20 protein-coding genes and 2 pseudogenes are annotated in these 25,677 nt (G+C 67.5%); 8 read left to right on the forward strand and 14 right to left on the reverse strand.

Annotated elements, in window-relative coordinates:
- Positions 1 to 43 precede the first annotated feature (43 nt).
- The 4 genes and pseudogenes from CKJ84_RS00325 to CKJ84_RS00340 form a co-directional block, all read right to left on the reverse strand.
- The gene (locus tag CKJ84_RS00325; protein ID WP_095545567.1) at positions 44 to 598 is read right to left on the reverse strand and encodes an RNA polymerase sigma factor; all 555 of its coding nucleotides are present in this window, start codon (positions 596 to 598) and stop codon (positions 44 to 46) included.
- 124 nt (positions 599 to 722) lie between these two features.
- Positions 723 to 4,421, reverse strand: a pseudogene (locus CKJ84_RS00330) (murein biosynthesis integral membrane protein MurJ).
- Between the two features lie 13 nt (positions 4,422 to 4,434).
- Positions 4,435 to 7,047: a hypothetical protein gene (locus CKJ84_RS00335; protein WP_198949221.1), complete on the reverse strand. Its 2,613-nt coding sequence runs from the start codon at positions 7,045 to 7,047 to the stop codon at positions 4,435 to 4,437.
- Between the two features lie 29 nt (positions 7,048 to 7,076).
- Positions 7,077 to 7,583, reverse strand: a pseudogene (locus tag CKJ84_RS00340) (NUDIX hydrolase); the annotation flags it as partial.
- A gap of 559 nt (positions 7,584 to 8,142) precedes the next feature.
- Between CKJ84_RS00340 and CKJ84_RS00345 the strand changes: the two are divergent.
- The 6 genes from CKJ84_RS00345 (at position 8,143) to CKJ84_RS00370 (ending at position 13,785) form a co-directional block, all read left to right on the forward strand.
- On the forward strand, positions 8,143 to 9,567 hold the full coding sequence (locus tag CKJ84_RS00345) for a CCA tRNA nucleotidyltransferase (protein WP_369801160.1): 1,425 nt from the start codon (positions 8,143 to 8,145) through the stop codon (positions 9,565 to 9,567).
- A 90-nt stretch (positions 9,568 to 9,657) separates the two neighbouring features.
- Entirely contained in the window at positions 9,658 to 10,323 is a 666-nt protein-coding gene (locus CKJ84_RS00350) for an AzlC family ABC transporter permease (RefSeq protein WP_095546359.1), read from the forward strand.
- The gene (locus CKJ84_RS00355; RefSeq protein WP_095535545.1) at positions 10,323 to 10,661 is read left to right on the forward strand and encodes a branched-chain amino acid transporter permease; all 339 of its coding nucleotides are present in this window, start codon (positions 10,323 to 10,325) and stop codon (positions 10,659 to 10,661) included. The genes CKJ84_RS00350 and CKJ84_RS00355 overlap by 1 nt, the downstream gene beginning before the upstream one ends.
- Positions 10,662 to 10,899: 238 nt before the next feature.
- Positions 10,900 to 11,319, forward strand: a complete 420-nt coding sequence (locus CKJ84_RS00360) for a hypothetical protein (RefSeq protein ID WP_095545569.1) — start codon at positions 10,900 to 10,902, stop codon at positions 11,317 to 11,319.
- A 320-nt stretch (positions 11,320 to 11,639) separates the two neighbouring features.
- Complete coding sequence (locus CKJ84_RS00365; RefSeq protein ID WP_095545570.1) at positions 11,640 to 12,080, forward strand: hypothetical protein; 441 nt, start codon at positions 11,640 to 11,642, stop codon at positions 12,078 to 12,080.
- A 334-nt stretch (positions 12,081 to 12,414) separates the two neighbouring features.
- Positions 12,415 to 13,785, forward strand: a complete 1,371-nt coding sequence (locus CKJ84_RS00370; protein WP_095545571.1) for an AIPR family protein — start codon at positions 12,415 to 12,417, stop codon at positions 13,783 to 13,785.
- Positions 13,786 to 13,790: 5 nt separating this feature from the next.
- Here the strand turns inward: CKJ84_RS00370 and CKJ84_RS00375 are convergent, their stop codons facing one another.
- Positions 13,791 to 14,111 carry a hypothetical protein gene (locus CKJ84_RS00375; RefSeq protein ID WP_095278643.1) on the reverse strand — a complete coding sequence of 107 codons (321 nt, stop codon included), beginning with the start codon at positions 14,109 to 14,111 and terminating at the stop codon, positions 13,791 to 13,793.
- A 6-nt stretch (positions 14,112 to 14,117) separates the two neighbouring features.
- A complete protein-coding gene (locus tag CKJ84_RS00380) occupies positions 14,118 to 15,092 on the reverse strand; it encodes a bile acid:sodium symporter family protein (RefSeq protein WP_095545572.1) in 975 nt (324 codons plus the stop codon).
- A 23-nt stretch (positions 15,093 to 15,115) separates the two neighbouring features.
- Here CKJ84_RS00380 and CKJ84_RS00385 point away from each other — a divergent pair, with 23 nt between their 5' ends.
- Positions 15,116 to 16,216, forward strand: coding sequence for an NADH:flavin oxidoreductase/NADH oxidase (locus CKJ84_RS00385; RefSeq protein WP_233125420.1), 1,101 nt, complete (start codon positions 15,116 to 15,118; stop codon positions 16,214 to 16,216).
- Between the two features lie 79 nt (positions 16,217 to 16,295).
- On the opposite strand, the gene CKJ84_RS00390 is transcribed toward CKJ84_RS00385, so the two are convergent.
- From CKJ84_RS00390 to CKJ84_RS00425, 8 genes are all read right to left on the reverse strand, one after another.
- On the reverse strand, positions 16,296 to 16,670 hold the full coding sequence (locus CKJ84_RS00390; protein ID WP_095278640.1) for a Rieske 2Fe-2S domain-containing protein: 375 nt from the start codon (positions 16,668 to 16,670) through the stop codon (positions 16,296 to 16,298).
- Positions 16,667 to 17,524, reverse strand: coding sequence for a tryptophan synthase subunit alpha (trpA, locus tag CKJ84_RS00395; RefSeq protein WP_095545573.1), 858 nt, complete (start codon positions 17,522 to 17,524; stop codon positions 16,667 to 16,669). Before trpA ends, CKJ84_RS00390 begins: the two co-directional genes overlap by 4 nt.
- A 1-nt stretch (position 17,525) precedes the next feature.
- Positions 17,526 to 18,773: a tryptophan synthase subunit beta gene (trpB, locus tag CKJ84_RS00400; RefSeq protein ID WP_095545574.1), complete on the reverse strand. Its 1,248-nt coding sequence runs from the start codon at positions 18,771 to 18,773 to the stop codon at positions 17,526 to 17,528.
- Complete coding sequence (gene trpCF, locus CKJ84_RS00405; RefSeq protein WP_233125529.1) at positions 18,766 to 20,187, reverse strand: bifunctional indole-3-glycerol-phosphate synthase TrpC/phosphoribosylanthranilate isomerase TrpF; 1,422 nt, start codon at positions 20,185 to 20,187, stop codon at positions 18,766 to 18,768. The genes trpB and trpCF overlap by 8 nt, the downstream gene beginning before the upstream one ends.
- A gap of 10 nt (positions 20,188 to 20,197) precedes the next feature.
- Positions 20,198 to 21,226 (reverse strand): anthranilate phosphoribosyltransferase, encoded by a 1,029-nt coding sequence (gene trpD, locus CKJ84_RS00410; protein WP_095545576.1) that lies wholly within the window; start codon positions 21,224 to 21,226, stop codon positions 20,198 to 20,200.
- Entirely contained in the window at positions 21,213 to 21,839 is a 627-nt protein-coding gene (locus CKJ84_RS00415; RefSeq protein WP_095545577.1) for a gamma-glutamyl-gamma-aminobutyrate hydrolase family protein, read from the reverse strand. The genes trpD and CKJ84_RS00415 overlap by 14 nt, the downstream gene beginning before the upstream one ends.
- Positions 21,836 to 23,422 (reverse strand): anthranilate synthase component 1, encoded by a 1,587-nt coding sequence (locus CKJ84_RS00420; RefSeq protein ID WP_095545578.1) that lies wholly within the window; start codon positions 23,420 to 23,422, stop codon positions 21,836 to 21,838. Before CKJ84_RS00420 ends, CKJ84_RS00415 begins: the two co-directional genes overlap by 4 nt.
- A gap of 313 nt (positions 23,423 to 23,735) precedes the next feature.
- On the reverse strand, positions 23,736 to 24,197 hold the full coding sequence (locus tag CKJ84_RS00425) for an SdpI family protein (RefSeq protein WP_233125421.1): 462 nt from the start codon (positions 24,195 to 24,197) through the stop codon (positions 23,736 to 23,738).
- A gap of 233 nt (positions 24,198 to 24,430) precedes the next feature.
- Here CKJ84_RS00425 and CKJ84_RS00430 point away from each other — a divergent pair, with 233 nt between their 5' ends.
- Positions 24,431 to 25,657: a dicarboxylate/amino acid:cation symporter gene (locus CKJ84_RS00430; RefSeq protein ID WP_095545579.1), complete on the forward strand. Its 1,227-nt coding sequence runs from the start codon at positions 24,431 to 24,433 to the stop codon at positions 25,655 to 25,657.
- Positions 25,658 to 25,677: the final 20 nt, after the last annotated feature.

Here is a 25,677-nt window from a genome sequence, read left to right on the forward strand (position 1 = left end):
AACGCGCCACGCCCGCGGGAGATTCCCGCAGTTCAGCGCTACGTTAGCCGCGCGCCAGGAGTTGGTCCGCCACTGCAGAGCGGGCGCGGGAGCGGCGGGACTTCACCGTCCCGGGCTTGACGCCCAGTTCCTTGGCGGCGTGTTCGACGGAGAGGCCGTGGACGTCGATAAGCAAGAGGGCCCCTCGCTGCGCGCGAGGCAGCGCGGCGACGGCGTTGCGCACGGTCATGTAGGAATCGAGCGCGCGCAACGGGTCGTGGGCGAGGCTGGCGTTGCGGTCCCGGTCGACGGCATCCTCGTTGTCAATGCTCACCTCGAAGTCCTTGCGCGACGTGCGGCGAAGGTGGTCGATGGCGGCGTTGACCGTCATACGGTGCAGCCACGTCCCCAGCTTGGATTCGCCGCGGTAGCGGTGCAGGTTGCGGTAGGCCTTCAACAGCGCCTCCTGCACGATGTCCTGCGCGTCCTGGTCATTGTGCGTGTGCGTGCGCGCCACGCGGTAGAGCTGCGGGCCGTGCTTGCGCACAATATCCGTAAACGCAGCCGGGTCGCCGGTTGCGTGCGCGCGGACGAGCTCGCGGTCAGTCCGATATGACATGTTTCCCCCAAAATTCCCCCGAATGATGTGTTCCCGCGCACAATTATGCCCGATCCGCCCCCGTTGCGGGGAGGGACCGGGCAATAATATTCAGCGCTCGAGCTCAACGCTTATCGACGCCACGTCACCGCAGCTCCGTGTAGCCAATCACCGAAACCTCTTTGACCTCCACACTGTTCGACTTCTCAAACGCCGGCAGCTGGAGGATGACGCCGCGCAGCTTCACGTCGTCGGTGACGTCGACGCTATTCTGCCCCGGGTGGAACTTGCCCTCCGCGAGCTTGGGCAGCGACTGCACGTCCAGCGCGCTCTCCTGCTCTGCGGGGAAGTCCGCGGGCACGCCGTAGATCTCGTAGGGGCCGCCGTCGGAGGTGGTGTCAATGAGCATTTGCTCCACGTTGACGGCGCCGGCGGACTCCGGCGGGGCGAGCTTGACGCCTTCACCGCGGGTGACGGTCGCGCTGGTCGCGCGGTCGCCGTCGACCACCGGCGAGAGGTCGGTGCCTTGCGCTGCGTCCTGCGCCGCGCCGATCGCCGTGGCCTCGAGCGGCCCGATGATCACGGGCAGCCCTGCGGACTCTGTGGCCTCCTGCGCTTCCCGCTCCAGGTTTTCCGCGCCCTGCTCCACCGAGTTTTGTGTGACCGGAGAGTTGATGTCGTTGCCGGAGAACAGTCCGACCAGCGAGGTGGTGAGGATCGCGATGAGGACCACGGCGCCGACCGCGATGGCCGTCAGCAGCGTGACCGTGATCGTGCCGTAGCGGCGCGAACCGAAGCCGCCGGGGACCTCGTCCGGGTCGTGGGTGGTCTCTGCGATCGGCTCGACAAGCTCGTCCTCGGTGGCAGTCTCTTCGGACGCCTCGTTGGCGGACGCCGCGGCGGTGGCGACGACGGTCGAGCCGCCCCGGTTGGCGGAGGTGGGCTTCTCTCCCGGCGCCGGCAGGTTCGCCTCGCGGCGCAGCGCGTCCTCGAGGTCGTGGAAGTCGCTGTTTTCGATCGCGTCGGCGTCGACAAGCGCCCTGGTGCGCTGCGTGATGCCGTCGAGCGCGTCGGAGTTGACGTTGGTGGTGAGCAGCTGGAGCGCGGACGCGAAGGCCTCGGCGTCGGCGGGGCCGGACGCATCCGGAAGGACGGCGGGGAACGCGAGGCGGACGTGGCCGTCGGTGTCTACGCGCAGCCGCTGGCGGTTGTCCAGGCCGAGCGGGATGCCCTGCTCGTGGGCGGTGGCCAGCGCCCCGGCGAGCGGCGCCAGCGCGTTGGCCACGGCCTCGGTGTGCAGTGTCTGGCCGCTCTCCGCGACCGCCTTTACCGAGGAGCCCTCGATCCAGTCCGCCACGATGAGGGCGCCGGAGCGGTAGGACAGGATCTCAATGTTGTCGGCGATCGCAGGGTGGCCCAGGCGCGCGAGCTTGCGGGTGCGGCGGGCAACGCCGGCGGCCGTCCCCTATACCCATCTAGATGTGTATAAACGCACACCACGACGCCTTGCACCCGGTGGCCCGGTGGTGTCCACGAAAGTGAGCGCCACGGGTGCGCCGGTGGACAGCTCGCGGGCCTGCCAGAAGCGGGCGCCGGTGGTGGCGCCGTGGTCGCGGATGAGGCGGAAGCGGCCGTCGGACACGTTCGCGCCCGGGACGAGGCGCGGGCCGCGGACCACGCCGGCGGACATCGGCGGCGGGACCGGGCTGGCGTTGAAGGTGTCGGCAACGAGGAACTGGGTGGACACGTCGCGCGGGTCCACCTCGCCGACCTCGATGGCGGCGGTGTCGTCCGGCCGGATGAAGCGGCCCAGGCCCGGGATGCGGGTGAGCGCGCGGCCCAGGTTTTGCACCTCAGGCAGCTTCGAGCGCGAGAGCACCAGGCCGGTGACGATGAGGAAGAGGACGCCCAGGATGGCCACCTCGATGAGGAAGCCCAGTGAGGGCAGGCCGATCAGCGAGCCCAGCGCGCGCGGGACGTTGATGCCGGCGACGTCGCGGACCAGCCAGCGGATGAGGAACGTGACGGCGATGCCGATCAGGCCTGCGCCGGCGGCCCACAGCGAGGTGCGCATGATCGTCGCGGCCTCGAGCGTGCCGAGCTTGCGGCGCAGCAGGAACGCGCCGATGAGCGCGCCCGCGATGAACCCGAAGCCGTTGGCCGCGCCGAGCAGCACCACGACTGACTGGGTGGAGTCCGCCACCATGGGCGCGAGGTAGCTCAGCACGATCTTCGTGGCGGTGATGCCGGCGATGATCATGGTGGGCGTCCACGCCTCCTCGCGCGCGTAGAACACGCGCAGGTGCAGCATGACGAGCGCGTACGGGATGAGCGTGAACGCGGAGAAGCTAATCGTCAGGCCGAGGGTGCGGGCGGTGTCGCCGTCGAAGTTGCCGTAGGCGAATAGGGCGTGCCCGATGTCCGGGCCCAGCGCCGTCATGAAGACGATGATGGGGATCAGCGCGATGAAGGTCAGCTTGGTGCCCAGGGTGAGGTCGCGCACGACGGCCTCGTCGTCGCCGTCGGCGGCGTTGCGCGACAGGCGCGGCATGATCGCGGTGAGGAGCGTGACGCCGATGATGCCGTACGGCACCTGCAGCAGCATCCAGTGCTGTTGGTAGATGATCGGCGCGGCTTCGTTCGCGGTCGAGGCGATGCGCGTGGTCACGATGTAGCCCGCCTGGCTGATCGCCACGTACGTAATGATGGCCAGCGCCATGCCGCCGAACTGCTTGAGGCGATCGTCGATGCCCCACAGCGGCCGTAGGTCAATCCGTAGCTTCCGCAGCGCGGGCATCATGATGAGGCACTGCACCACCACGCCGAGCGTCGTGCCCAGACCCAGCAGCGCGACGTGCGGATTGCTTATCGACGCCGGCGCCGCCGGATTCAAACTCCCCGGCAGCAACATATAGAGCAGGAGCACCGCGATGGAGACCACGTTGTTTGCCACCGGCGCCCACGCACCGGGCCGGAAGTGCTCCTTCGTGTTCAGGATCGCCATGAACAGCGAGAAGAGCCCGTAGAAGAAGATCTGCGGCAGCACCAGGAAGGCGAACGAGGTCGCCTGGACCACGTTGACCTTGCCCTCGTCGTCCAGGAAGAGCCGCGTCAGCAGTGGCGCGCACGCGACGGCGAGCACGGTGACCACCGTCATGAGCGTGACGGTGAGGGTGAACAGCTGTCGGATGAAGCGGGCGCCGTGGTCCTCGTCTTCCTTCTCGGCGCGCACCAGCACCGGCACCACCAGGGCGGTGAGGACGGAGCCCAGCACGATCTCGGTGATGATGTTGGGCAGGGTGTTGGCCGTGTTGAAGGCGGAGGCGACCGCGGGGCCGAGCGCCGCGCCGATGAGCACGGTGCGGATGAAGCCGGTGACGCGGGAGATGAGGGTGGCCACCGCCATGGAGCCGGTGGCGCGCACGACCGAGGTGTTGCTCGTGCCCTCCTCGCCGTCACCGGTGTCCGCGGCACTGGTGTCGCTGTCCTTGTCGGTTTTGGTTGGGGCCTCGAGTGTTGCGGTCGCCGCTGCGGCGCCTGCCCCGGCGGGTGCGTCCAGGTCCTCGTCGTCGATGTCGACGACGTGGATCGTGTCCGTGGAGGCTGCGTCCTTGCTCTCTTTGCTGTCTTTGGCGTTGCCTCCGGGCGCCGCGGACTGCGCGGCGTCGGACTCGCTGCTTTCGCCCTTGGGGCTGGTGGTCAGCATCGATTTGTCGGGCTGGTTCGGGTCCTCTTCCGGGCCCTGAACCTTGGCCGGTGGTTGCGGCACCGGGGCGGGCGGCGCCGGGGTGACGATGCGCCGGCGTAAGCCAGCGGTGCGCTCGGCGTCATCCTGCTGTGTCACGGATGTTCTCCAATCACGGGTTTGGTGGTTCGTCCGGGTTGTGCGGCTGCCTGTTCGGCGGCTGGGTGGGTGGCGCGTGTGGCGGCGGGTCGTTCCCGGTCGCCGCCGGCGCGTGCTCGCCTGAGTTGGGGGCCCGCGAGCGTCGCTTCCGCCCGACCGTGAGCGCGAGCAGCACCGTCACGACGGCGCTGAGCGCGGCGACGAACACCCACCCGCGCACGGCGATCGCCGCGGTGCGCACGGTGATGTCCACGGGCTGCGACATCGGCGCGCCCTTCGGCCCCGCGAGGAACAGCTTCAGGTCGGTCCCCCGCTTCGTCTCCGGCAGGTCCGCCGTCATCTGCACGGTCACGGAGCCCCGCGCGGGAATCCGCATCTCGCGCGGCACGTTGAGCGTCGCGCCCTCGGGCCCGCGGTACTGAATCGACGTTTGCACGGGCAGCGGCATGCCGTTTTGGGCGACGATGAGCAAAGGGCTGCTTGGCGACGTCCGCGTGTACACATTCCCCGGCGGAATCAGCGCAACCGAACGGCGCAGCTCTGTCAGCGTGTCCCGGGAGCCGGCGAGTCGGCCGCTCGTCGCGGCGGCGGCGTCGGAGTATTCGTGCACGCTGCGCCGCTCGCCCGTGCTCAGCGCGGTGATGAGGTCGCGGCGCAGCGGGAGCGTGTACCCGTAGCGGGTCAGTGCGATGGAGGAGTCCGGCGCAAGCAGCTCGGTGAGGTCGTTGGTAAACCGCGCCTGCTGCGTGGTGGCCATGATCTCGGAGTCGGTGAACGCACCCGGGTCGGAGTACGGGGTGCCCACGTTCGCGGCGGCCGGAACCTCTGCGGGTGCCTCCAGGTAGGCGTTGAGCGACACGGGCTGCGCCCCGCCGTTGGTCACCAGGTCCGCCACTGTGCCCAGCAGCACCGACGCGGTGTCCGCGTCCCACGTCGCGGGCGGGTTCACCAGCACCGGCTCCGTCGCCGGTTCGCCCTCCCACGTCCACGCCTGCTGCGCAGCGAGGCGGATGGCCGATGCAGCGTTGACGGCGCGCGAGTGGTCGGAGTCCATGGTGTAGTCGAAGCGGGTGACCTCGGGGGCGTAGGACACGGTGGTCGGTGCGGGACCGACGGTGGCGAGCACCGATGCCAAGTCGTCCTGGTACCCCACCGCGAGAACGTTCGGCGCGGCCCACGCGAACCGCTGCGCCGCGGGGCCGTCCCCTTCCGATGTTTCACGTGAAACATCGCCGGCGGGTGACCCGGACTCGATCGTGTTGCCGGGGAGCAGCACGCGCACGGTCTGCACGGGCATGGGCGCCGCGGCGGAGCTGGCGGAGCCGGGCGTGTTCGCCTCCAGGGCGTCGACGCCAGTGTGCTCGGCGGCCGCCTGCGCCGCGAGCGCCTCGGTGCGCTCCCACGCGGCCTGCATCCCCTCCTCGGCGACGGTGGACCGGGAGTGGTCCGCCCACCCGAGGGCCGGGATGCTTTCCCCCTCCAGCGCCGTATTGCCGGGGACGACCGTATTGAGCATCCCCGCGTTGCCCAGGATGCGCTCCAGGACGGTCGGGCCGCGCTCGATCGCCTCGCGCATGAGCCACGGGTCCCCAGTGCGCGCGACGGCGTCGAGGTCTGCGTTCGCCCACGGCAGGGCCACGGTGCAGCTTTGTGCCGAGACCTGCCGCAGTTTTTCCAGGAACGCGGCCGCGTCGTCCTGGCCTGGCCCAGGGGCCGGCGACCAATCGTCGTCGTGGGAGCCCCAGGAGTCACGGAGTCGCTGCGGTTCCTTCACCACCGGCTGGCGCTCCTGCGAGATGACGTAGCCGCGACTCATCCGGTCGACGGTGTCCACGAGCGCCGGGTCGATGGCGGCGCACGTGGCCTCGCGGACCGCGGGCGTCTGCGTCGCGGCGAGGTAGCCGTCCACGAGCTGGTCCAGCCTTCCGCCGGGCGCGATCTCGGTGGCCAGGGCGTCGGAGGCGAGGACCAGCTGGGGCTCCTCGGGCGCGTCGCCGGTCTCCCCGGGGACGATGTCCACCGGCGCGGCAATTGGGTACAGGGCGGTCATGCCGCCGGGGGCGGCGCCGTCGGCGAGCCCGCGCACCGTGAGGTGGAAGCGCTCGGAGTCGAGCGGGGCGCCGTTGGCGTCGACAAGCACCAGGCTCACGGGATACGTGCCGAGCGCGCTGAGGCCGAGGGAATCGCTGTGCAGGTCGACGTCGATCTCGGCGGACTCGCCCGCGGCGATGCGCTTATCGACGCTCACGCGCTCCCCCGCCACGCCGTACTCGCCAGTCGCCGCGATCGTGGCCATGCGCTGGTCCGCGACCGAGCCGGTGAGCGGGCCGCGGCGGGGCACGATGCTCAGGCCCTTGAGCGTGCGCTGGGACGTATTGGTGACGCGAAGTTTCACGTGAAACGGATCGTGCGCCTGGACCGAGTCTGGTGCCTCGATCGCGGCGAGCCTGGCCAGTGCGCCCTCCCCCTCGCGGACGTTGGGGTTGACCCACTGGTCCGTCACCGACGGGTCGGACGGGTCGGTGGGCACGGGGAGCGTCGCCGGGATGCCCGCGACGGACAGGCCCGGTGCGCCGACGACGAAGAGGGCCGCCGCGCCGAGCGCGCCGACCGCCCGCGCGTGCATGGGTCTGGTGCTCCCGCCGTGGCCGTGGGTCATCGCGGGGTGACCCTTCCGGCCTCAAACTCGGCGCGCGCCAGGTCCGGGAGACGGTCGTACGCCACGCGGGCCAGTTTGCGCTCGTCCGCGTAGGCGAGCCGCTCGATGAGCTCGCTCAGCGGCACCCAGGCCACCTCGGTGACTTCGGGGTCCTCGTCGTTGAGGATGCCGTCGACGTAGCGGAGCAGGTTGTGGTGCACCGTCTTGTGGATGCGCACCCCGTCGGAGACGAACCAGTAATCGATCGTGCCGAGGGTGTCGAAGGCCTCGCCGACGATGCCGGTCTCCTCCCACACCTCGCGCTCCGCGGTGCGCCACTGGTGCTCGCCGTCCTCCACGTGGCCCTTGGGCATGGACCAGAGGAGTCGCCGGCGGCGGTCGAGGCGCCCGATCAGCGCCACGTACAGCTGCGACATGTCCACCTTTTTGGTCTCCGGGTGCACCGCCTCGGCGAGCCCGGACACGACGAGGCCGCCCGCCGACGTCTCGTCCCGCGTGACCATCCCCGAGTTCTCGTGGTGGCTGTAGTGCGATTGACGACGATTCCCGCCCCGGCCCCGCTTCCGCCGCGCAGCATTCTTGCCGCCCTTGGGGTGCTTGCCCTTGCCGCCCTTGGCGTCGTCCTTCCCGTTGGACTGGTTCTTTGGTTGGCCCTTGGACTGGTTCTTCGGCTGGTTCTTGGCCTGGCTTCCGCCGCGCCCGCGGTGGCGGCGGCGCCGACCCCCACGGCCGCGGTTGCCGTTGCCGCCGCCGTTCTCGCTCTGCTTGGCCTGGCCGCCCTGCTGGTTGCCCCGTTGGAATCCGCTCCCCTGGCGCCGCCGGCGCCACCGCTACCGCCGGCGCCGTTGGGACGGGCGTCGGTGCGGTTGGGTGCGGAGCCCTGGGAGGGCCGTGTGTTCTCGTTCATCCGCCTTATCGTATCGGTCAGCGGGCCGTTTGTGGTATTTAACAGGCCCTTACGGTCCACGGGAACGGGCAGGTATCGTGTGACGGGTGACTACGCCGAAGACTTACCCTCCCCTGTTCGACCTCCCCGACGCTGACGACCCCAACGCGGCGGCGGTGTTGTTGGCGCGTGCGCAGGGGGGCGTCGATAAGCTTGCCCCATTCTTGACGCCGCTGGCCGCTCGTTTCGCGGAGCGCGGCGAGACCTTATATATGGTCGGCGGGCCGGTGCGCGATGCGATGCTGGGCAGGCTCGGGCACGACCTCGATTTCACCACGTCGGCGCGGCCGGAGGTGACGCAGGAGATTCTGCGCGAATGGGGCGAAAACACGTGGGACGCGGGCATCGAGTTTGGCACCGTCGCCGCGGTGAAGCACGGCAAGCAGGTCGAGATCACGACGTTCCGCGCCGATCTCTACGACGGCGTGACGCGCAACCCCGAGGTCACCTTCGGCGACACGCTCGAGGGCGACCTGGTCAGGCGCGACTTCGCCTGCAACGCGATGGCGATCGAGCTTTCGCTTGTCGACGCCACCCTCACCCCCACCTTCCACGATCCCGTCGGCGGACTCGACGATCTGCTCGCGCGCCGGCTCGACACGCCCCAGGCGCCGGAGATCTCGTTCCGGGACGACCCGCTGCGCATGCTGCGCGCCGCGCGCTTTGTCTCCCAGCTCGGCTTCGAGGTCGCGCCACGCGTCTTCGATGCGATGCGTGCGATGGCCGGCGAGATCGACCGCATCACCGTCGAGCGTGTGCAGGCGGAGCTGGACAAGCTCATGCTCGGTGCGCGCCCTTGGGAGGGCATCGATCTGCTCGTGCAGACAGGTCTTGCCGACGAGGTGCTGCCGGAGATTCCAGCGCTGCAGCTGGAGCAGGACGAGCACATGCAGCACAAAGACGTGTACCGCCACTCGCTGACGGTGCTGCGGCAGGCGACCGAGCTGGAGGACGAGGGCCCGGACCTGAAGCTGCGGTGGGCGGCGCTCATGCACGACATTGGCAAGCCGGATACCCGCGCGGCCAAGGAGGGCGGTGGCGTGAGCTTCCACCACCACGAGGTGGTCGGGGCGAAGATGACGCGCAAGCGCATGCGGAAGCTGAAGTACCCGAAGCACGTGATTGAGGATGTGGGTCAGCTCGTGTTTCTGCACATGCGCTTCCACGGCTTCGGCGAGGGCCAGTGGACGGATTCCGCGGTGCGCCGCTACGTCACCGACGCCGGCGACCTCCTCCCCCGGCTGCACAAGCTGGTGCGCGCCGACTGCACCACGAGGAATCCAAAGAAGGCACGCCGCCTGCAGCGCACTTATGATCATTTGGAAGAGCGCATCGCGGACATCGCGGCCAAGGAGGACCTCGCCCGCGTGCGCCCCGACCTTGATGGCAACGAGATCATGCAGATTCTCGGGCTCGAGCCGGGCCCCCAGGTGGGCAAGGCGTGGAAGTACATGAAGGAATTGCGACTCGAGCGCGGCGAGCTCGATCACGACGAGGCGGTCGCGGAGCTCAAGGCGTGGTGGGCAGCGCAAAGCGAATAGCGGGCTGACCCGGCCCGCAGGAGGGCAGGTGGAGCAACATTGCATGTTTCACGTGAAACATTGGATGAAGTGCGCGCAGGCATTAAGGACATGTGGCTCGTCGGGCTGGGGTTGATCCCGCTCGGCCTCGCATTCGGCCTCCTTATGACCCAATCCGGCTTCGCCTGGTGGTGGACGCCGATCTTTTCAGTGGTCATCTACGCCGGGTCGATGGAGTTCCTGGCCATCAATATGGTCGCGTCCGGGATCGGGCCGCTGTCTGCCGCCGTCACCGGCTTCATGGTGAACTTCCGCCACATCTTCTACGGGCTCACCTACCCGCGCCACCTCATCCGCTCGTGGTGGGGCCGCCGCTACTCCGCGTACGCGCTTACCGACGAGACCTACGCCATCGTCTCCGCCCGCGGCCCCAACGCCCCGGTGAGCGGTCCCCGGCTGCTAACCATCCAGGTGGTGTGCCAGCTATTGTGGGTCATCCCCGGGATCATCGGGGCGCTCGCCGGCCAAATCATCCCGCCCGACGTGCAAGGCATGGAGTTCGCGCTCAACGCGCTGTTCATCGTCCTGGCGTACGAGGCCCTGCAGTCTTCCCGGGACTTCGGGGCCGTCGTGCTTGCAATGGGGATGGGCATTCTGGCGATGGTGCTGGTGCCCTCCTCGATGCTCATGGTGTCACTGATTGCGTACTTCCTCCTCTTGCTCGTGCGTTACTGGGTTCCGGCGTTGGACAAGAAACTCACGTGGAGGGTGCGCTAATGGGACTGCCTGTTGGGATTACCGCGTCGATGGTGTGGGCGGTCCTCATCCCAGTCTGTTTCGTCACAGTGGCGTTAAGGGCCCTGCCCTTCTCCTTCCTCAAACTGCTCAAGGGCAGCCCGTTCATTGAGTTCCTCGGGCTCTACATGCCCGTCGGCGTGATGACGGTCCTCGTGGTGTACACGATTGGCGGCGCATCCTATGCCCCGGGCGGGGTTGGCGCTGCCCTGATCGCGAGCGTTGCGACGCTTGCGCTCCACGCTTGGCGACGCTCCCCCGGCCTCTCAATCTTCGCCGGCACACTTTTGTACATGGCCTTGGTGAACCTGGTGTTCTAGGTTCGGCGGTGTGTTGGGGCCGGGGGCCGGTAAATACCGATAGTAAGACCCCGACAACGCGCTCCTGGGCGGCGAGAACGGTATCCTCATATCGGTATCTGTGTGTGCCACGGGAGTAGCGCCGGCACAATCCTCCCCGATGTCCATAGAACTCTGGACAAATACAGAAACGTAGCGGTAGCCTTGTCTGCACTGCCGACCACAGGCATGGAATGTGAACCGACATAAGGAGTATCTGATGAAGCGCACCATTGCCGCGGGACTCGCTACCGTTACCGCCCTCTCCCTCGCCGCTGTTCCGGCGCAGGCTGCGGAAGATTCGAACGAATTCATCGAGGGTGTGCGCGAAGCCGTCGAAGGACCGAAGGGCGTTGTGGAGGATACTCTTCAGGGCGCTGAAGAGGGTGCTCGACAGGGTATGGAAAAGCGCAAGCTCGACAAGAAGCTCGAGGATGAGGGTTACGGCGCTGCCCCGAAGACCGACGGTGCGAAGGACATGATCGTCGGATCCGTAGAGCAGGGCTCCAGTGCCGATCAGGCGTACCAGGCTACGCAGGCGGGCTGGATCCTCACTTGGGTCGCTGTCGCAGCCGCTGGCCTTGGTGCCATCGGCTTCGTTGCCAACCAGGCGGGTCTGCTGCCGAACATGCCGTTCTAGTCGCAGCTTTGCCCTAATTTCCGGGCAGCTCATTCGCACCCCCAGCTAGAGGCTCGTTGAAGTCTCGGTGGCTGGGGGGTTTTGCGTGGGTCGGTGTCATCTGTGGGCACGAGGCAGTACCCCCGAAGTAACGAAAAGTATTTATGAAAATAGAGACAAACGGGGTAACGCTTCGCGCAACCGCTTCGATACGTCAAATAGTAAGCAGCTGCCAAAGGTTTTTCTGGCAAATGCTTGCGCACCTTGAACAGAACGTTCTCGGTTTAACCCTCATCGAGGTGCGACCCCGCCCCTCGACCCCTACGAGAGAGGAACTTCCCATGAAGCGCTCCGCATCCGCTGCACTCGCAGCAGTAACCGCACTGTCCCTCGCCGTCGCTCCGGCGTACGCGCAGGATGACGCCAACGGCCCGAAGGAGGATCAGGGAGCCTCTTCTTCCCAGGCTGAGGGCAAGGATGGGGAGAAGACCGGCTCCTCCGACATCACCGATGAGGCCGCAAAGGACTACTTCGAGGCCAACAAGGACAAGGCCACCGGCATCGTCAAGGCGTCTACCGAGGGCAAGGATGGCGAGTCCAAGGATCTGAGCGACGCATTCCTGTCCTCCATCAAGAGCGACAAGGCGAACGATTGGGCACCGGGCAAGACCGCCAACATCCTGCTCGGTACCGGTATCGGCGCGCTCGTACTCGGCGTCCTGGCTGCCGTCGCTGCAAGCGGCGCAGTTCCGGGCCTGGGCAACATCAAGCTCCCGTTCTAAGCTCGAGCGCCTCGTACCGAGGTAGCTTTACGCCCCCGGGCCAACTGTGTGCAGTCGGGCTCGGGGGCGTTGTTGTATCAGTGCCACCGGAACAAAAGCAGCTGTCTCTAATGTGCGACCTATATCACCAAATAGAAGGTTGCGTTCCTAACCCGGAGCACTTATGCTCGGTACCAGTGGTTGATACAAGGTCGCCACGTCGACAACGTGAACTGCCCTGGACAGGGCGGTGGGCTGAACTCGGCCGGACGGCCAGGTGGATTCCGGGGCTCCTGGGGTCGGTGCATACGCATCCAGTCGTGTGTCGAACACCCCAACAGGAAAGGAATCCACCATGTCCATAGACACTCAAGACAAAACCGTCACCTTCAAGGTCGAACTGCGCAACGACGCAAACGTCGGTCCCCTCTACCGCATCAGCGGCGCGGTGAAGATCAAGAACCTGGTTGACCTCATCAGTATCGAGGATCTCACCGCGAACCCCCGTCGTCCGAAGCGCACGACGATCACCGAGGACATCATGCAGACGATCCAGACTGCGCCGGAGATGCTCCCCTTCTACTCCAAGGGCATCCTGATCGGATCCTCGGACGTGGTCGAGCGCGACCGTGATCGCTTCCAACTGCACTTCGCGGACCCGGAACGCGAAGGCGTCCTCGACGGCGGCCACAACCTGATGGCCATCGCGCTGGTACTCCTCGGAGAGGTCGGCGCGAACGAGAAGGTGCTGCGCAAGATCAAGTACTGGGACCAGCTCAAGGAAGCCTGGGCCGAGAACACGAATGCGCTCAAGGCGCTGCGCCAGGAGACCTCCCCTACCCTCGACGCGCTCGTCCCGCTCGAGATCATCGCGCCCCTCGCGGGCCCGGATGTTGGCGACGGCCTCGCTGAGTTCAACAACCTGATTATGGGCATCTGCGCGAACCGCAATCAGAACGCCCAGTTGGCGGCCGACGCGATCGCGAACAAGAGCGGCGTCTTCGACTTCCTCAAGGAGTCCATGCCTGCAGAGCTGGCTGACCAGGTCACGTGGAGTACCAACGACAACAAGCGGATCGACCCCCGCATGCTCGTCTCGCTGCTGTGGGTGTCGCTGGGCAAGGTGCCGACGCTTGGCAACTACGGCATCAAGCCCATCACGCCAACCTCCGCGTACTCCAGCAAGGCGGCCTCGCTGCAGCGATTCACCGACCTGGTCGAGGCGGACGGCGCGGCCGAGAAGACAGACGACGGGAAGAGCTACGTGGTCCTCGACGGCTACATCGCGTCGGCCTTCGAGATGATCGTTGACATCCTCAATTGCCACGATTACATCTACACCGGCTTCAAGGACGCCTATAACGAGAACGGCGGTTCCTTCGGGCGCATCGGCGCGGTGAAGAAGACGTCGAAGGGCACGAACCGCACCCTGGTCACGAACGAGCTTGTTGAGCACGAGGTGCCGCCGGCCGGCTACCTCATCCCGCTCCTGTTCAGCATCCAGGCGCTGATCAAAGACGACGCCGAGGCCGGACGCCTGACATGGCACAAGCCGCCGCTGGAGTTCCTGCAGGCGCCGGGCAACCTGACCAAGCTCGTCGGCGCGCTGAAGCCGATCATCGAGATGGCCAACTGGAACCCGCAAACCGTCGGCAAGAATTCGGCCTCATACGAGGTCACCTACGCCAAGCTCAGGGAGCTGCTTTTCGACGACCTGCTCGGGTAGCTCCCCTACCCGATCTCCGGGAACTTCACCTTCGCCTCGCCCCAGAGCCCCTCGAACTCCATCCGGGTCAGGCGGGTGGAGGTGATGCCCTCCAGCGCGTCGTAGGAGTCGGGGTGCGGCACCGCGCCCATCGGCTCGTTGGCCTGGCCGATGACGCGTCCTTCGGTGTACACACCGGTGATGGTCTCGTTCGGGTCCAGCTCGATCATGCGGACCATGGTGCAGCGGTCGCTCGAGATCTCCTCGAGCTCCGCAATGTTGAGCAGCTCTCCCCCGAGCTCCGGCACCTGGTAGTGGATGCGCACGTAATGTTTCACGTGAAACATCTCCTTCTAGTGTTGCGATTCGTCGGCACCAGCGTAGCGCGAGACGTACGAGGAGCAGATCACCAGCTGCGTCATGTGGTAGATCATGAGCGGAATAATGAGGGTGCCCAGGGTCGCCCCGCCAAACATCACCGAGGCCATGGGCAGGCCCGTGGCCAACGACTTCTGCGTCCCGCACTGCTGGATGGCCACGGTGTCCGCGCGGTTGAAGCCGAGCGTGCCCGGCACCCAGCCCGTCACCCACAGCATCGCCACGACGAGGGCCGCCGCAAGCGCGATGAGAAACAGAATCTGCCACAGCGGCAGCTGCGTCCACACTCCGGCGACGACGCCCTGGGAGAACGCCGAGTAGACGACCATCCAGATCGACCCGCGGTCCACGATCTTGGTCGCCTTGGACGCGGCGATCTCGCGGACCGGGGGCAGGAAGTTGTGAGCCAGTTGGCCGAGGAGGAACGGGAGGAGGAGTTGGATGGAAATGTCGAGGAAGACGGAGGCGTCGATAAGCACTCCCCTGCTCGAGCGCATGAGCAGCATGGCGAGGAGCGGGGTGGCGACCACGCCGACGAGCGATGAGAGGCTCGCGGCGACGACCGCGCCGCTGACGTTGCCGCGCGCGATGCCGGTGAGCGCGACGGAGGATTGGACTGTCGACGGCACGAGCGTGAGGAAGAGGATGCCCTGGTAGAGCTCCGGCGAGACGACCGCGGAGAGCGGGCGAAGGAGGATGCCGATGAGCGGGTACACGACGAACGTGCACGCGAGGATGGCGGCGTGGAGCCTCCAGTGGGTCAGGCCGTTGAGGGCCTCGCGGGTGGAGAGGCGCGCGCCGTAGAGGAAGAAGAGGAGCGCGATCGCGAGCTTGACCGCGACGCTGAATCCGTCGGCGAAAGCGCCCCGCGCGGGCAGGACGAACGCGATGAGGGCCGAGACGATGATGCCGGCGACCAGGGGGTCGATGCGGGTGAGGAAGTTTGGCATGGTTGAAGTCTATGCTGGGGCGCATGCGATTGAGCGACACATTGACACTCCGCGACCTGGAAATCCGCAACCGCATCTGGCTGCCGCCGATGTGTCAATACCAGGCGAGCGGGCGCGACGGCATCCCGCGGTCCTGGCACATGGTGCACTACGGGGCGCGCGCCGCAGGCGGCTTCGGGCTCATCATCGCGGAAGCCTCCGGCGTCGTGCCCGAGGGACGCATTTCCCCGTTCTGCGCGGGTATTTGGTCCGACGAGCACGCGAAGGCGTGGGCGCCGATCGTGGACTTCGCGCACGAGATGGGTGCGAAGATGGGGATCCAGCTGGGCCACGCGGGCCGGAAGGCGTCAACCTACCCCATGTTGCCCGACAACAAGGGGCGCGGGACAGTGCCGCCGGAGGAGGGTGGCTGGGAAACGCTCGGCCCGAGCGCGATCGCCGCGGACGGGCAGGCCGTCCCCCGCGCGATGACGCTGGAGGAGGTTCGCGCCGTGCCCGGGCAGTTCGCCCAGGCCGCGAAGCACGCCGTTGACGCCGGGTTCGACCTCGTGGAGATCCACGGCGCGCACGGCTACCTGCTCCACCAGTTCCTCTCCCCCATGTCCAACCAACGCTTCGACGAGTACGGCGGCGACTTCGACGGCCGCACCCGCCTCCTGCGGGAGGTCGTCGACGCCGTCCGCGCGGCCATCCCCGAGGGCATGCCACTGCTCGTGCGCCTCTCCGCTACCGATTGGGTCGAGCCCGACGGCTGGCGCGCGAAGGATACAGAGCGCCTCGCTCCCCTGCTCGCCGACGCCGGCGTGGACCTCATCGACGTCTCCACCGGCGGCAACGTCCCCGCCGACATCCCTGCCGCGCCCGGGTACCAGGTCGACTTCGCCCGCCGCGTCCGCGAGGCCGCCGGTCTCCCCACCGCCGCGGTGGGCATGCTTGTCGACGCCACCCAGACCCAAGCCATCCTAGACCGCGAAGAGGCCGACGCGGTCCTCATCGGTCGCGCGGCGTTGCGCAATGCCGGGTGGGCCATTGACGCGCTGCGGGAACTCGGTGCGGCACCGGCGGAACTGCCGTACCCGGATTCGTACTTCCGCGGATGGGACCGCGCGGCGCTGCAGGAGTAGGTGCGGCGCGATAGTTGAGTCCCCCAACGATTGGAATGCCAACCATTGGAGATCGCAGTAATGGGGTATCTGGGTGAACCTAGACTTGTCCGTCGGTCGCGACTAGGTTTTCGCCCTGATCCTCCAACGGCACTTCTCGCAGCCCCGCCACGGAGGGGCCGGACACCTTCTCACCCGTGGCGGTATTGAACACGGAGCCGTGCGCGGTGCACTTCACGTTCTCGCCCTCGACGACGGTGATCTTCTGCTGCTGGTGCGGGCAGACCGAAGAGTAGGCGACGTACTCGCCGGCGGTCGGCTGGGCGATGATGAAGTGGTCGAGGATGACCGAGCTGCCCACGGGGACCGCGGTCTTGGCTACCTCCTCGCTCGGGGGCTCGCCGCAGGCGGCGAGGAACGCGCCGGCGAAGGTGGTGGCAGTGCCGAGGAGGAAGAGGCGTCGTGAACAAGTCATGCCTTTATCGTAGCCTCTTTCATCTGTGCGACATAGGCGGATAGTTCCCCGGTGAGCGCGTCCATGTCCGTAATCCGCGCCGGCTCGGGGTGCGTGTGCTCTGTGTACTTGGACACGATGTTGGCGATGGCGGAGCCGGTAATCGCGCCTGCCGCGCCGGCCGCGATCGCGTCGGCGACGTGCTGCGGAGTTGAAATGCCGAAGCCAAGCAGCACCGGCGCCCCGCCGTACGACTGCACGTTGTCCACCACTTCGCGCAGACCCTCCACTGATGCGGCCTTGTCGGCCCCGGTCACGCCGTCGCGGGAGATGGCGTAGATGTAGCCACGGGACTGCGCCGCCACCCCCTCGAGCGTCTGCGCGCTCGCCTTTGCGGGTGCGATGTAGATCGGGCAGATGCCCGCCGCCTCCGCCGCCGCACTGAACGCTGCCGACTCGCGCACGGGCACGTCGGGCAGGAGCACGCTGTCCGCTCCCGCATCGCGGAACGCCGCGTAGAACTCGTCCAACCCGCGCACGTAGGCGACGTTGGCGTAGATGAGCATGCCGATGGGGAGATCCGGGTAGCGCTCGCGGATGGTCCGCACCTGCGCGAGAGCCTTATCGACGCTCGCGCCTCCGTCCAGCGCACGCACATGAGCCGCCTGGATCGCGGGACCGTCCGCGACCGGGTCGGAGAACGGAACGCCGAGTTCGAGGGCGTCGGCTCCGGCGGTCACGACGGCGTCGATAATGCGCAGCGCGTCCTCGGGGGTGGGGTCGGACAGCATGACGAAGGGGACGAATGCCCCCTCGCCTTTCGCCCGCAGTGCCGCGAACGTTGAATCGTAACGTGACGTAGTAGGGGTGGACATCTTAGTTGGTCTCCTTCCGTGCAATTACCCAGTCCGGGTGGTCCTCCAGGGTCGCGCGAACGTGCGCGACGTCCTTGTCTCCGCGGCCCGAGAGCGACACGAGGATGGTCAGGGGCTCTGCATCGCGCGGGTGCGAGGCTGCGCGGTCGAGCGCGTACGCGAGCGCGTGCGAGGACTCGAGGGCCGGAATGATGCCCTCGTACCGAGACAGCATCTGGAACGCGCGCAGCGCCGCCTCATCGGTGACGGGGGCGTACCGAGCGCGCCCGGACTTGGCCAGGTGCGCGTGCTCGGGGCCGACGGCCGGGTAGTCAAGCCCGGCGGAGATGGAGTAGGACTCCTCCACTTGCCCGTCGGCGTCGCGCATGAGGTAGGAGCGCGTGCCGTGGAGGATGCCCACGGTACCGGCTGCGATCGCGGCCCCGTGCTTGCCCACGCCGACACCCTCTCCCCCGGGCTCCACGCCGACGAGCTCGACGGCGGACTCCTCGATGAAGTCGGCAAACATGCCGATCGCGTTCGAGCCGCCGCCGACGCAGGCGCACACCACATCCGGCAACGCGCCCACGCGGTCCTGCATCTGCGCCTTCGCCTCGGTGGAGATGACGCGGTGGAGCTCCTTCACCATTTTGGGGAACGGGTGCGGACCCGCCGCCGTGCCGAGCAGGTAGTGGGACTCGTGGAAGGTGGCGGTCCAGTCGCGGAGCGCCTCGTTCACCGCGTCCTTGAGCGTGCCGGCGCCCGAGTCCACGCCGACGACTTCCGCGCCCATGAGACGCATCCTGTAGACGTTGGGCTCCTGGCGGGCCATGTCGACCTTTCCCATGTAGATCACGCAGTCCAGGCCCAGGAGCGCGCACGCGAGCGCCGTCGCGGTGCCGTGCTGGCCGGCGCCGGTCTCCGCGATGATGCGGGTCTTGCCCATCTTCTTGGCCAGGAGCGCCTGGCCGATCACCTGGTTTGTCTTGTGCGCGCCGCCGTGGACGAGGTCCTCGCGCTTGAGAAAGATCCGCGCGTTGGCGCCATCGAGCGGCAGGTTCCGGCACTCGGTGAGCGGCGTGGGGCGGCCGAGGTAGTCGCGGAGCAGGCCTCGGTATTCGGCCATGAACTCTTCGTCCTCCCACGCGTCGACGAAGGCGCGCTCGAGCTGGTCAAGCGCGGGGAGGAGCGACTCCGGCACGTACTGGCCGCCGAACTCGCCGTAGTAGGCTGGCAGGATCGTGCTGCCGCCGTGGGTGTAATCACTCATTGTTCGTCCTTGGGTAGTGGTAATTGCCAATGATGTTGAATGCGCGCCGCAGCGCCGCTGCGTCCTTCCGCCCGGCCCACGCGCCGGCGCCCGCCGGGTACTCCACCCCGGAGTTCAGGTCCACGCCCGTGCAGCCGACGCTGAGCGCATCCTCGAGGTTGCCGGGGTGGAGTCCGCCGGCGAGCAGCGCGTGGCCGCGTACCTGGGCCGGAATGTCGGCCCAGCGGAAGGTCTCGCCAGAGCCCCCGTCGCGCGCGTCGAGCACAAGCTTGTCCGCACTCCCCTGCAGCCCCAGCGCGACCCCGCCCCCATCACCGGCGCTCATGGAAACCGCGCGCCACACCTCGATGCCGGCGCCGACCTCCCCGCGGACGCGGCCGACGAGGTCGAGCTCCGCCTCGATCGACCCTTGGTAGGGCGCATGGACCTGGACGGCGGCGATGCCGGGCTGGATGAGGTCCTCGTACCCGGAGGCCCGCCGGGAAACCGCGACGTACTTGAGGCCCGGCTCGTGCGCGATAATGTCAGCCGATGTTTCACGTGAAACATTGCGGGGGCTCGCCTCTTCGAAGATGAGGCCGCCGTAGACGGCGCCCGCTGCCTTGGCCGCCTGCGCCGCCGACCAGGAGGTGAGGCCGCAGACCTTGTTCGGCCCGTACACCAGCTCGCGGGCAGCGAGGTCGACGTCCGGCTGGCCTGTCAGCTGCGAACCGACGAGGAAGCCGTCGGAGTGCGCGCCGAGCTGGCGCACGGTCTCGACGTCGCGGATGCCCGACTCGGCAACCACCGCCGCCCCTTCGGGCGCGAGCGTGGCCAGCCGGGCCGAGCGCGTGAGGTCGATGGTGAGGTCGTGGAGGTTCCTGTGGTTGACGCCGAAGATGCGCGCCCCGAGCCGGGTGGCGCGCGCCGCTTCCTCCTCGTCGATCACCTCGGTGAGGACGTCCATCCCAAGCGAGTCCGCGAGCGCGGACAATCGGGCGTAGGTGGCGTCGTCCAACACTGAAAGCATGAGGAGGATGGCGTCCGCGCCGTAGTAGCGGGCGGCGTAGACCTGGACGTCGTCGATGATGAAGTCCTTGCACAACACCGGGAGGTGGGTGCTCGACGCCACGGTCGCCAGGTGGTCGTAGTCTCCGCCGAAGCGGTCCGGCTCGCACAGCACCGAGATGCCGGCGGCGTACCGGGAGTAGATGCGCGCGATAGCGCCTGGCTCGTAGTGGTTGCGGATCAGACCCAGCGAGGGTGAGGAGGACTTGCACTCCATGATGAAGCTCGTCCCCTCCCGCTTGAGGTTGTCGTAGAGGGAGCGCTCCGATTTGGGTAACGTGTCGAAATTGACGTGGGCGACACGCTGCCGGATTTCGGTAAGGTGACCCTTTCGGCCCTCGACAATATCCTCCAGCACCGTGGGCAACTCGGCGGGCTTAGGCACTGTAGTCAGCCTCCTCGTGGCGGCGCAACCAGGTGTGCACGGTGGCGTCGGCAAGCAATGCGAGCGCATGCTGCACGCCGTCGGCGATGGTGTCGGTGGTGCCGTAGAGGTAGAACATGGCGCCGGCGGTGGCGGCGACAGCGTCGCGGTGCGCCTGCGGGCCTTCGCCGGCGAAGGTGGCGCGCATCGCCGCAGCGTTCGCTTCCCCGTCGCCACCGCGCAGGTCCTCCAGCGAGTGGCGCGCGAGGCCGAGCTCCTCCGGGGTGACGGTGGAGTGGGTGATCGTGCCGTCACGGTCGAGCTCCCAGATCTGCGATTCGCCGTGGACCGCGAGCTCGTCGGTGCCCGCCCCGTGGACAACCATGGCGCGGCCGCGCCCGAGCTCGCGCATGGTCTCTGCGATGAGCTGGCCTTGCGCCGGGTTGGCAATGCCCATGATTTGGAACTCGGGGCGCGCCGGCGACAGCAGCGGGCCCATCGTATTGAAGAGCGTGGACACGCCGAGCGCCTTGCGCACCGGCTGCACGTGCGCGATCGCCGGGTTGTACGCCGGCGCGAACAGGAACGTGAAGTTGGAGGACTCGAACTGGCGCACGGCGCGCTCCGGGTCCAGGTCCAGCGGGATGTTCAGCGCCTCGAGCACGTCCGCCGACCCGGACTTGGACGATACCGAGCGGTTGCCGCACTTGATCATCTTCACCCCGCCGGCGGCCGCGACCAGCGAGGCGGCCGTGGTGATGTTGATGGTGTCCGCGCCGTCGCCGCCGGTGCCCGCGGTGTCCATGAGCCCCTCCCCCGTCACGGGGAACGGCCGGCCGGCCGCGAGGAACGCGCGCGCCGCGCCCGCCACGTCGGCGAAGGTCTCGCCGCGGGTGCGGATGGTGGCGAGCAGCGCGGCGATGTGGACGTCGTCGTAATCGCCCACCGTGAGCGGGGTGAACGCCTCGACCGCCTCCTCCAGCGAGGGTGCATGGTTGTCCAGGAAGCGCTTGAGGATTGCCAGGGATTTATCGGTTGCCATTGTTCGTTCCTTTCTTCAGCAGCAGGTCCACGCTGCGCCGCAGCATCGTCGGCCCTGCCGGGGTGAGGATGGATTCGGGGTGGAACTGCAGGCCAAGGGACATGCCGTCGTCGCTCGCCGCGGCCATGACCACGTCACCGATGTCGGTGGCGGTGTGCGCGAGCGCGTGCATCCCCGCCGGCACCGCGGTGGCGCCCAGCGAGTGGTAGCGCGCCACCGGCACGAGCCGCCCGCGCTGCCCCGGGATGTCGTCCACGGTCATGCCCGCAAACAGCGGCGAGTCCTGGCCGGCGTCCGTGAGGGCCATGCTTATCGACGCCCCATGCACCGGCCCGCACGGCCGCACCGCTCCCCCGAAATGCTCGACCAGGGCCTGGTACCCCAGGCAGATACCGAGGATGGGGATCCGCCCCTGCGCCCGGTCGATGAGCTCGGCCATGCACCCGGCGTCTGCGGGGTACCCGGGCCCGGGAGACAGCACTATTAAGTCTGGCTCAGTAGCGAGCACGGTGTCGGCGCTCACGGTGTTGCGAAATACTGTTGAGTCGTACTCAGCGAGCGCGTCGACCAGGTTGTACACAAACGAGTCTTGGTTATCCAGCAGGGCGATCATTTCTCCACCTCCAGTTCGGCACCGGCCGCCAGCGCGATCGCGTTGAGCACCGCGTAGGCCTTGTGCAACGTCTCGTCGGCCTCGGATTGCGGGTTGGAATCGCGCACCACACCGGCCCCGGCCTGCACCACGGCGGTGCCGCCGGTGACGTACGCGGAACGGATCACGATGCAGGTATCCATGTCGCCGTTACCCTGCAGGTACCCGACCGCACCGCCGTAGGAACCGCGCCGGTGCCCCTCCAGCTCGCGCAGCAACTCAGTCGCACGCAGCTTCGGTGCGCCGGTGAGCGTGCCCATGTTCATGCAGGCGCGGTAGGCGTCGAGGGCGTCGAGGTCCCCGGCCAGCTCGGCCGTGACCCGCGAGACCAGGTGCATCACCCGCGAGTACCGGTCCACCTGCAGCAGATCGACCACCCTGCGGGTGCCCGGAGCGGCCACGCGGGCGACGTCGTTACGCGCCAGGTCCACCAGCATGGTGTGCTCCGCGACCTCCTTCGCGTCGGTGCGCAGCTGCAGCTCCATGCGCGTATCCAGCTCGTGGTCGATCGAGCCGTCCTCGGCCAAGCCGCGCGGGCGGGTGCCGGCGATCGGGTACAGCTGGACCTCGCGGTTGGCCTGGGTGTACTTCAGGTTGGACTCCGGCGAGGCGCCGAACAGCTCGTACGCCTCCCCGCGCGTGTCCACGCCCCGGAGGTAGAACATGTACGGCGACGGGTTGGTCGCGCGCAGCTGCAGGTAGGCGGCGAAGGCGTCGGCGCACTCGGTGATAAAGCTGCGCGCCGGCACCACCTGGTAGATGTCGCCGTTGGCAATGTTGCCTTTGAGCTTATCGACGTCAGCGCAGAACCGTTCGTCCGAGATGTCGGTACGCACGCGCAAGGTGCCGGCCGCGCTCGGGGTCGGCTGGTACGCGTCGGCGGTGCCGGGCTCGGCGGTGTCGATACGCGCGGCGAGGTCGTCGAGGTCGATGCCCCCGCCGGCCGCGTCCACGCCTGCCAGGTACGCGGTCTGGGACTGGTGGTCGATGCGCAGCAGGACCTCCGCGAGCACGTACTGGTAGTCGGGGTACGTGTTCGCGCCGTCGGCAACCCGTGGTAGTTCCTCGAAGGTCTCGAGGTAGTCGTAGGCGAAGCCGCCGGCGAGCAGCGGGAAGTCCTCGTCGCCGTACCCGGCGCCGGTGGTCAGCGCGCGCAGGACTTCCACCGTGGAGATGGCGGTGAGGCGTTCGCGCTCGTCCGCGGCGTCGGAGGCGGGGAACGCGTAGACGTCGGCCTCGGCGCCCGGGGTGAGGTACTCCTCCAGCTGCTCGCGGAGCCGCGCGGCAAGCACTCGGCCGGACTCGGTGAGCGGGAGTACGGTGACGCGGTCGCCCTGGCAGGTCACGCGCAGGGAGGCGCGCAGCACCGCGACGGACTGGAGCCCGGAGCGGGTGGTGATGTCGGCCGACTCAAGCAGCACGGAGTCGGGCGTGGTGGTGCCGCCGAGGTGGGCGAACAGGCTCGCGGCATCCGCGTGGTAGCGCACGTCGCGGCGCGTTACCTGGGGCGCGGTGCCCGGTGGAGTATTCGGGGGGTTGCTCATTGTCGTCCTTCGTGTGTGCTGACACCGAGGGCTCTGGAGCGGAAAGGCCCGCGGTGCTTGAGTTGGTCCAAGCCGGCGGGCCGTGAAATGGGGAACCTACAATCGGTGGCACGCCGTCTACGCGCGCCACCACCAGTTGGTCAGAGTCATGTAGGTCACAAGAGCTACGGTAGCGGGTCGGCGCGGGATCCGCAGCAGTTTGGCAAAAGTCCTGCGTGGGCGTGAAAGTATTTCCAGTGCGCGTCGCCGTGCGCGGGCAAACAAAAAACCGCAATGTTTCACGTGAAACATTGCGGTGCGGTGGTGCGGGGCGCTACTCCTCGCCGTCGGCCTTTCCGGCCGCGCGGCGCAGCGCGTCCAGGTTCACCTGGGGCGCCGGCGCCTCTTCGGTGGGCTCGTCGGGCTCGTGCAGGGCGGCGTCGGCAAGCTTGGCTGCCTTCGTGCCGTAGTTGCCGCCGACGGCGAACGCGGCCACCGCTGCGATGAGGGCGACGGCCGGCGCGACCCAGACCCAGCCCTCCGCGATGAAGGCGAACGCCGCGCCGATCGCCATAGCGACGCCGGCCAGTAGGGCGAAAGGCCCGACGACGCGGTGGGCGGTGACCCACGTGCTCTCGTTCTTGCGCACCTCCGGGAGGCGGAGGCCGATGACGTTGTTGCCGGGAAGCTTGCCGGCGGTGGCCATCGCGCCCGGGATGAGGAAGAGGAGCGCGCCAATGATGAACAGGATGCCAAGGACGATGTTCAGCGTGGTCATGGTTGCAAACGGGGACATAGGGATAGGATAAACCGGTCCGGCTGTGGGGCCGAATTCTTGCGGCGGCTGGGTGGGGCGTGGGGGCGTCGATAAGCGACTGCCCGCTGGCGGCCGAAAAGATTTTGCGAAAGTTCGCAATTCGGGCCGTGAATAAGGAACAATAACATTCAACGGACAGGCACAACGCCCTGTCCGTTCCCTGTACATCTTCGGGTCCGTCCACGGTCCCGTGACTGCAAAAGGTTCCAACCATGAAATCGAACGTTTTGAAGTCATTGCTGTTCTGGGTTGTCGTGGCAATTATCCTCGGCTTCCTGTGCAGCTTTGTCTTCCCCGACTGGCTGGCACGCGTTTTTGTCACGTTCAACGGCCTGTTTTCCAACTTCCTCGGATTCTTCGTCCCCGTCCTGATCTTCGCGCTGATCGCGCCCGCCATCGCGGGTCTCGGCCGCGGCGCCGGGAAGTGGCTCGGCATTACCGCCGGGGTGGCGTACAGTTCCACCATCATTTCCGGCCTGATTGCGTGGGGCACGGCCACCGTGGTCTACCCGCACCTGCTCAAGGGATCCGAGCTGATTACCAACGTGGACGACCCGGAGGCCGGCGGGCTGAGCCCCTACTTCGAGGTGGAAATGCCGGCGCCGTTCGAGGTCATGTCGGCGCTGCTGCTCGCGTTCTTCATCGGCATCGCCATGACGCAGGTGAAATCCACCGCCATGTACGAGGTACTTGACGAGCTCAACGGCGTCATCATGAAGATTGTGAAGAGCTTCGTCGTGCCGCTGCTGCCGCTCTTCATCTTCGGCACCTTCCTCAACCTGGGAATGAACGAGAACTTCGGCTCCACCATGGCGGCGTTCGGCAGCGTCCTCGTCCTCTCCATCCTGATGACGCTGATCATCCTCATGCTGCAGTACCTGGCCGCCGGCGCGATCGCGGGCCGCAACCCCTTCGTTGCGATGAAGAACATGATGCCCGCCTACTTCACCGCGCTGGGCACGTCCTCGTCTGCCGCGACGATCCCGGTGACCTACAACTCGACGCTGAAGAACAAGGTCGACGAGGACGTCGCCGGCTTCATCGTCCCCCTCTGCGCCACGATCCACCTGTCCGGCTCGATGATGAAGATCATGCTCTACGCCCTGGCGGTCGTGTTTATGGGCGGCCTTGACGTCACCCCCGGCCAGGTCGTCGGCTTCATCTTCCTGCTCGGCATCATGATGATCGCCGCGCCAGGCGTCCCGGGCGGCGCCATCATGGCCGCCGTCGGTCTCCTGCAGGCCAACCTCGGCTTCGACGAATCGATGGTCTCGCTGATGATCGCCGCGTACATCGTCGTCGACTCCTTCGGCACCGCCGCCAACGTCACCGGCGACGGCGCGATCGCCATGGTGATCAACAAGTTCGCCCACGGCAAGATCAAGGGGCAATCGCTTGACGACGCCACCGTGACCCCCTCCCCCGCCGCAAACTCCTAGCAGCTGGGCCGCTGGGGGCG

Origin of the sequence: Corynebacterium sp. NML 120412 (assembly GCF_002285155.1) — a bacterium.
GTDB classification, from domain to species: Bacteria; Actinomycetota; Actinomycetes; order Mycobacteriales; family Mycobacteriaceae; genus Corynebacterium; species Corynebacterium gottingense.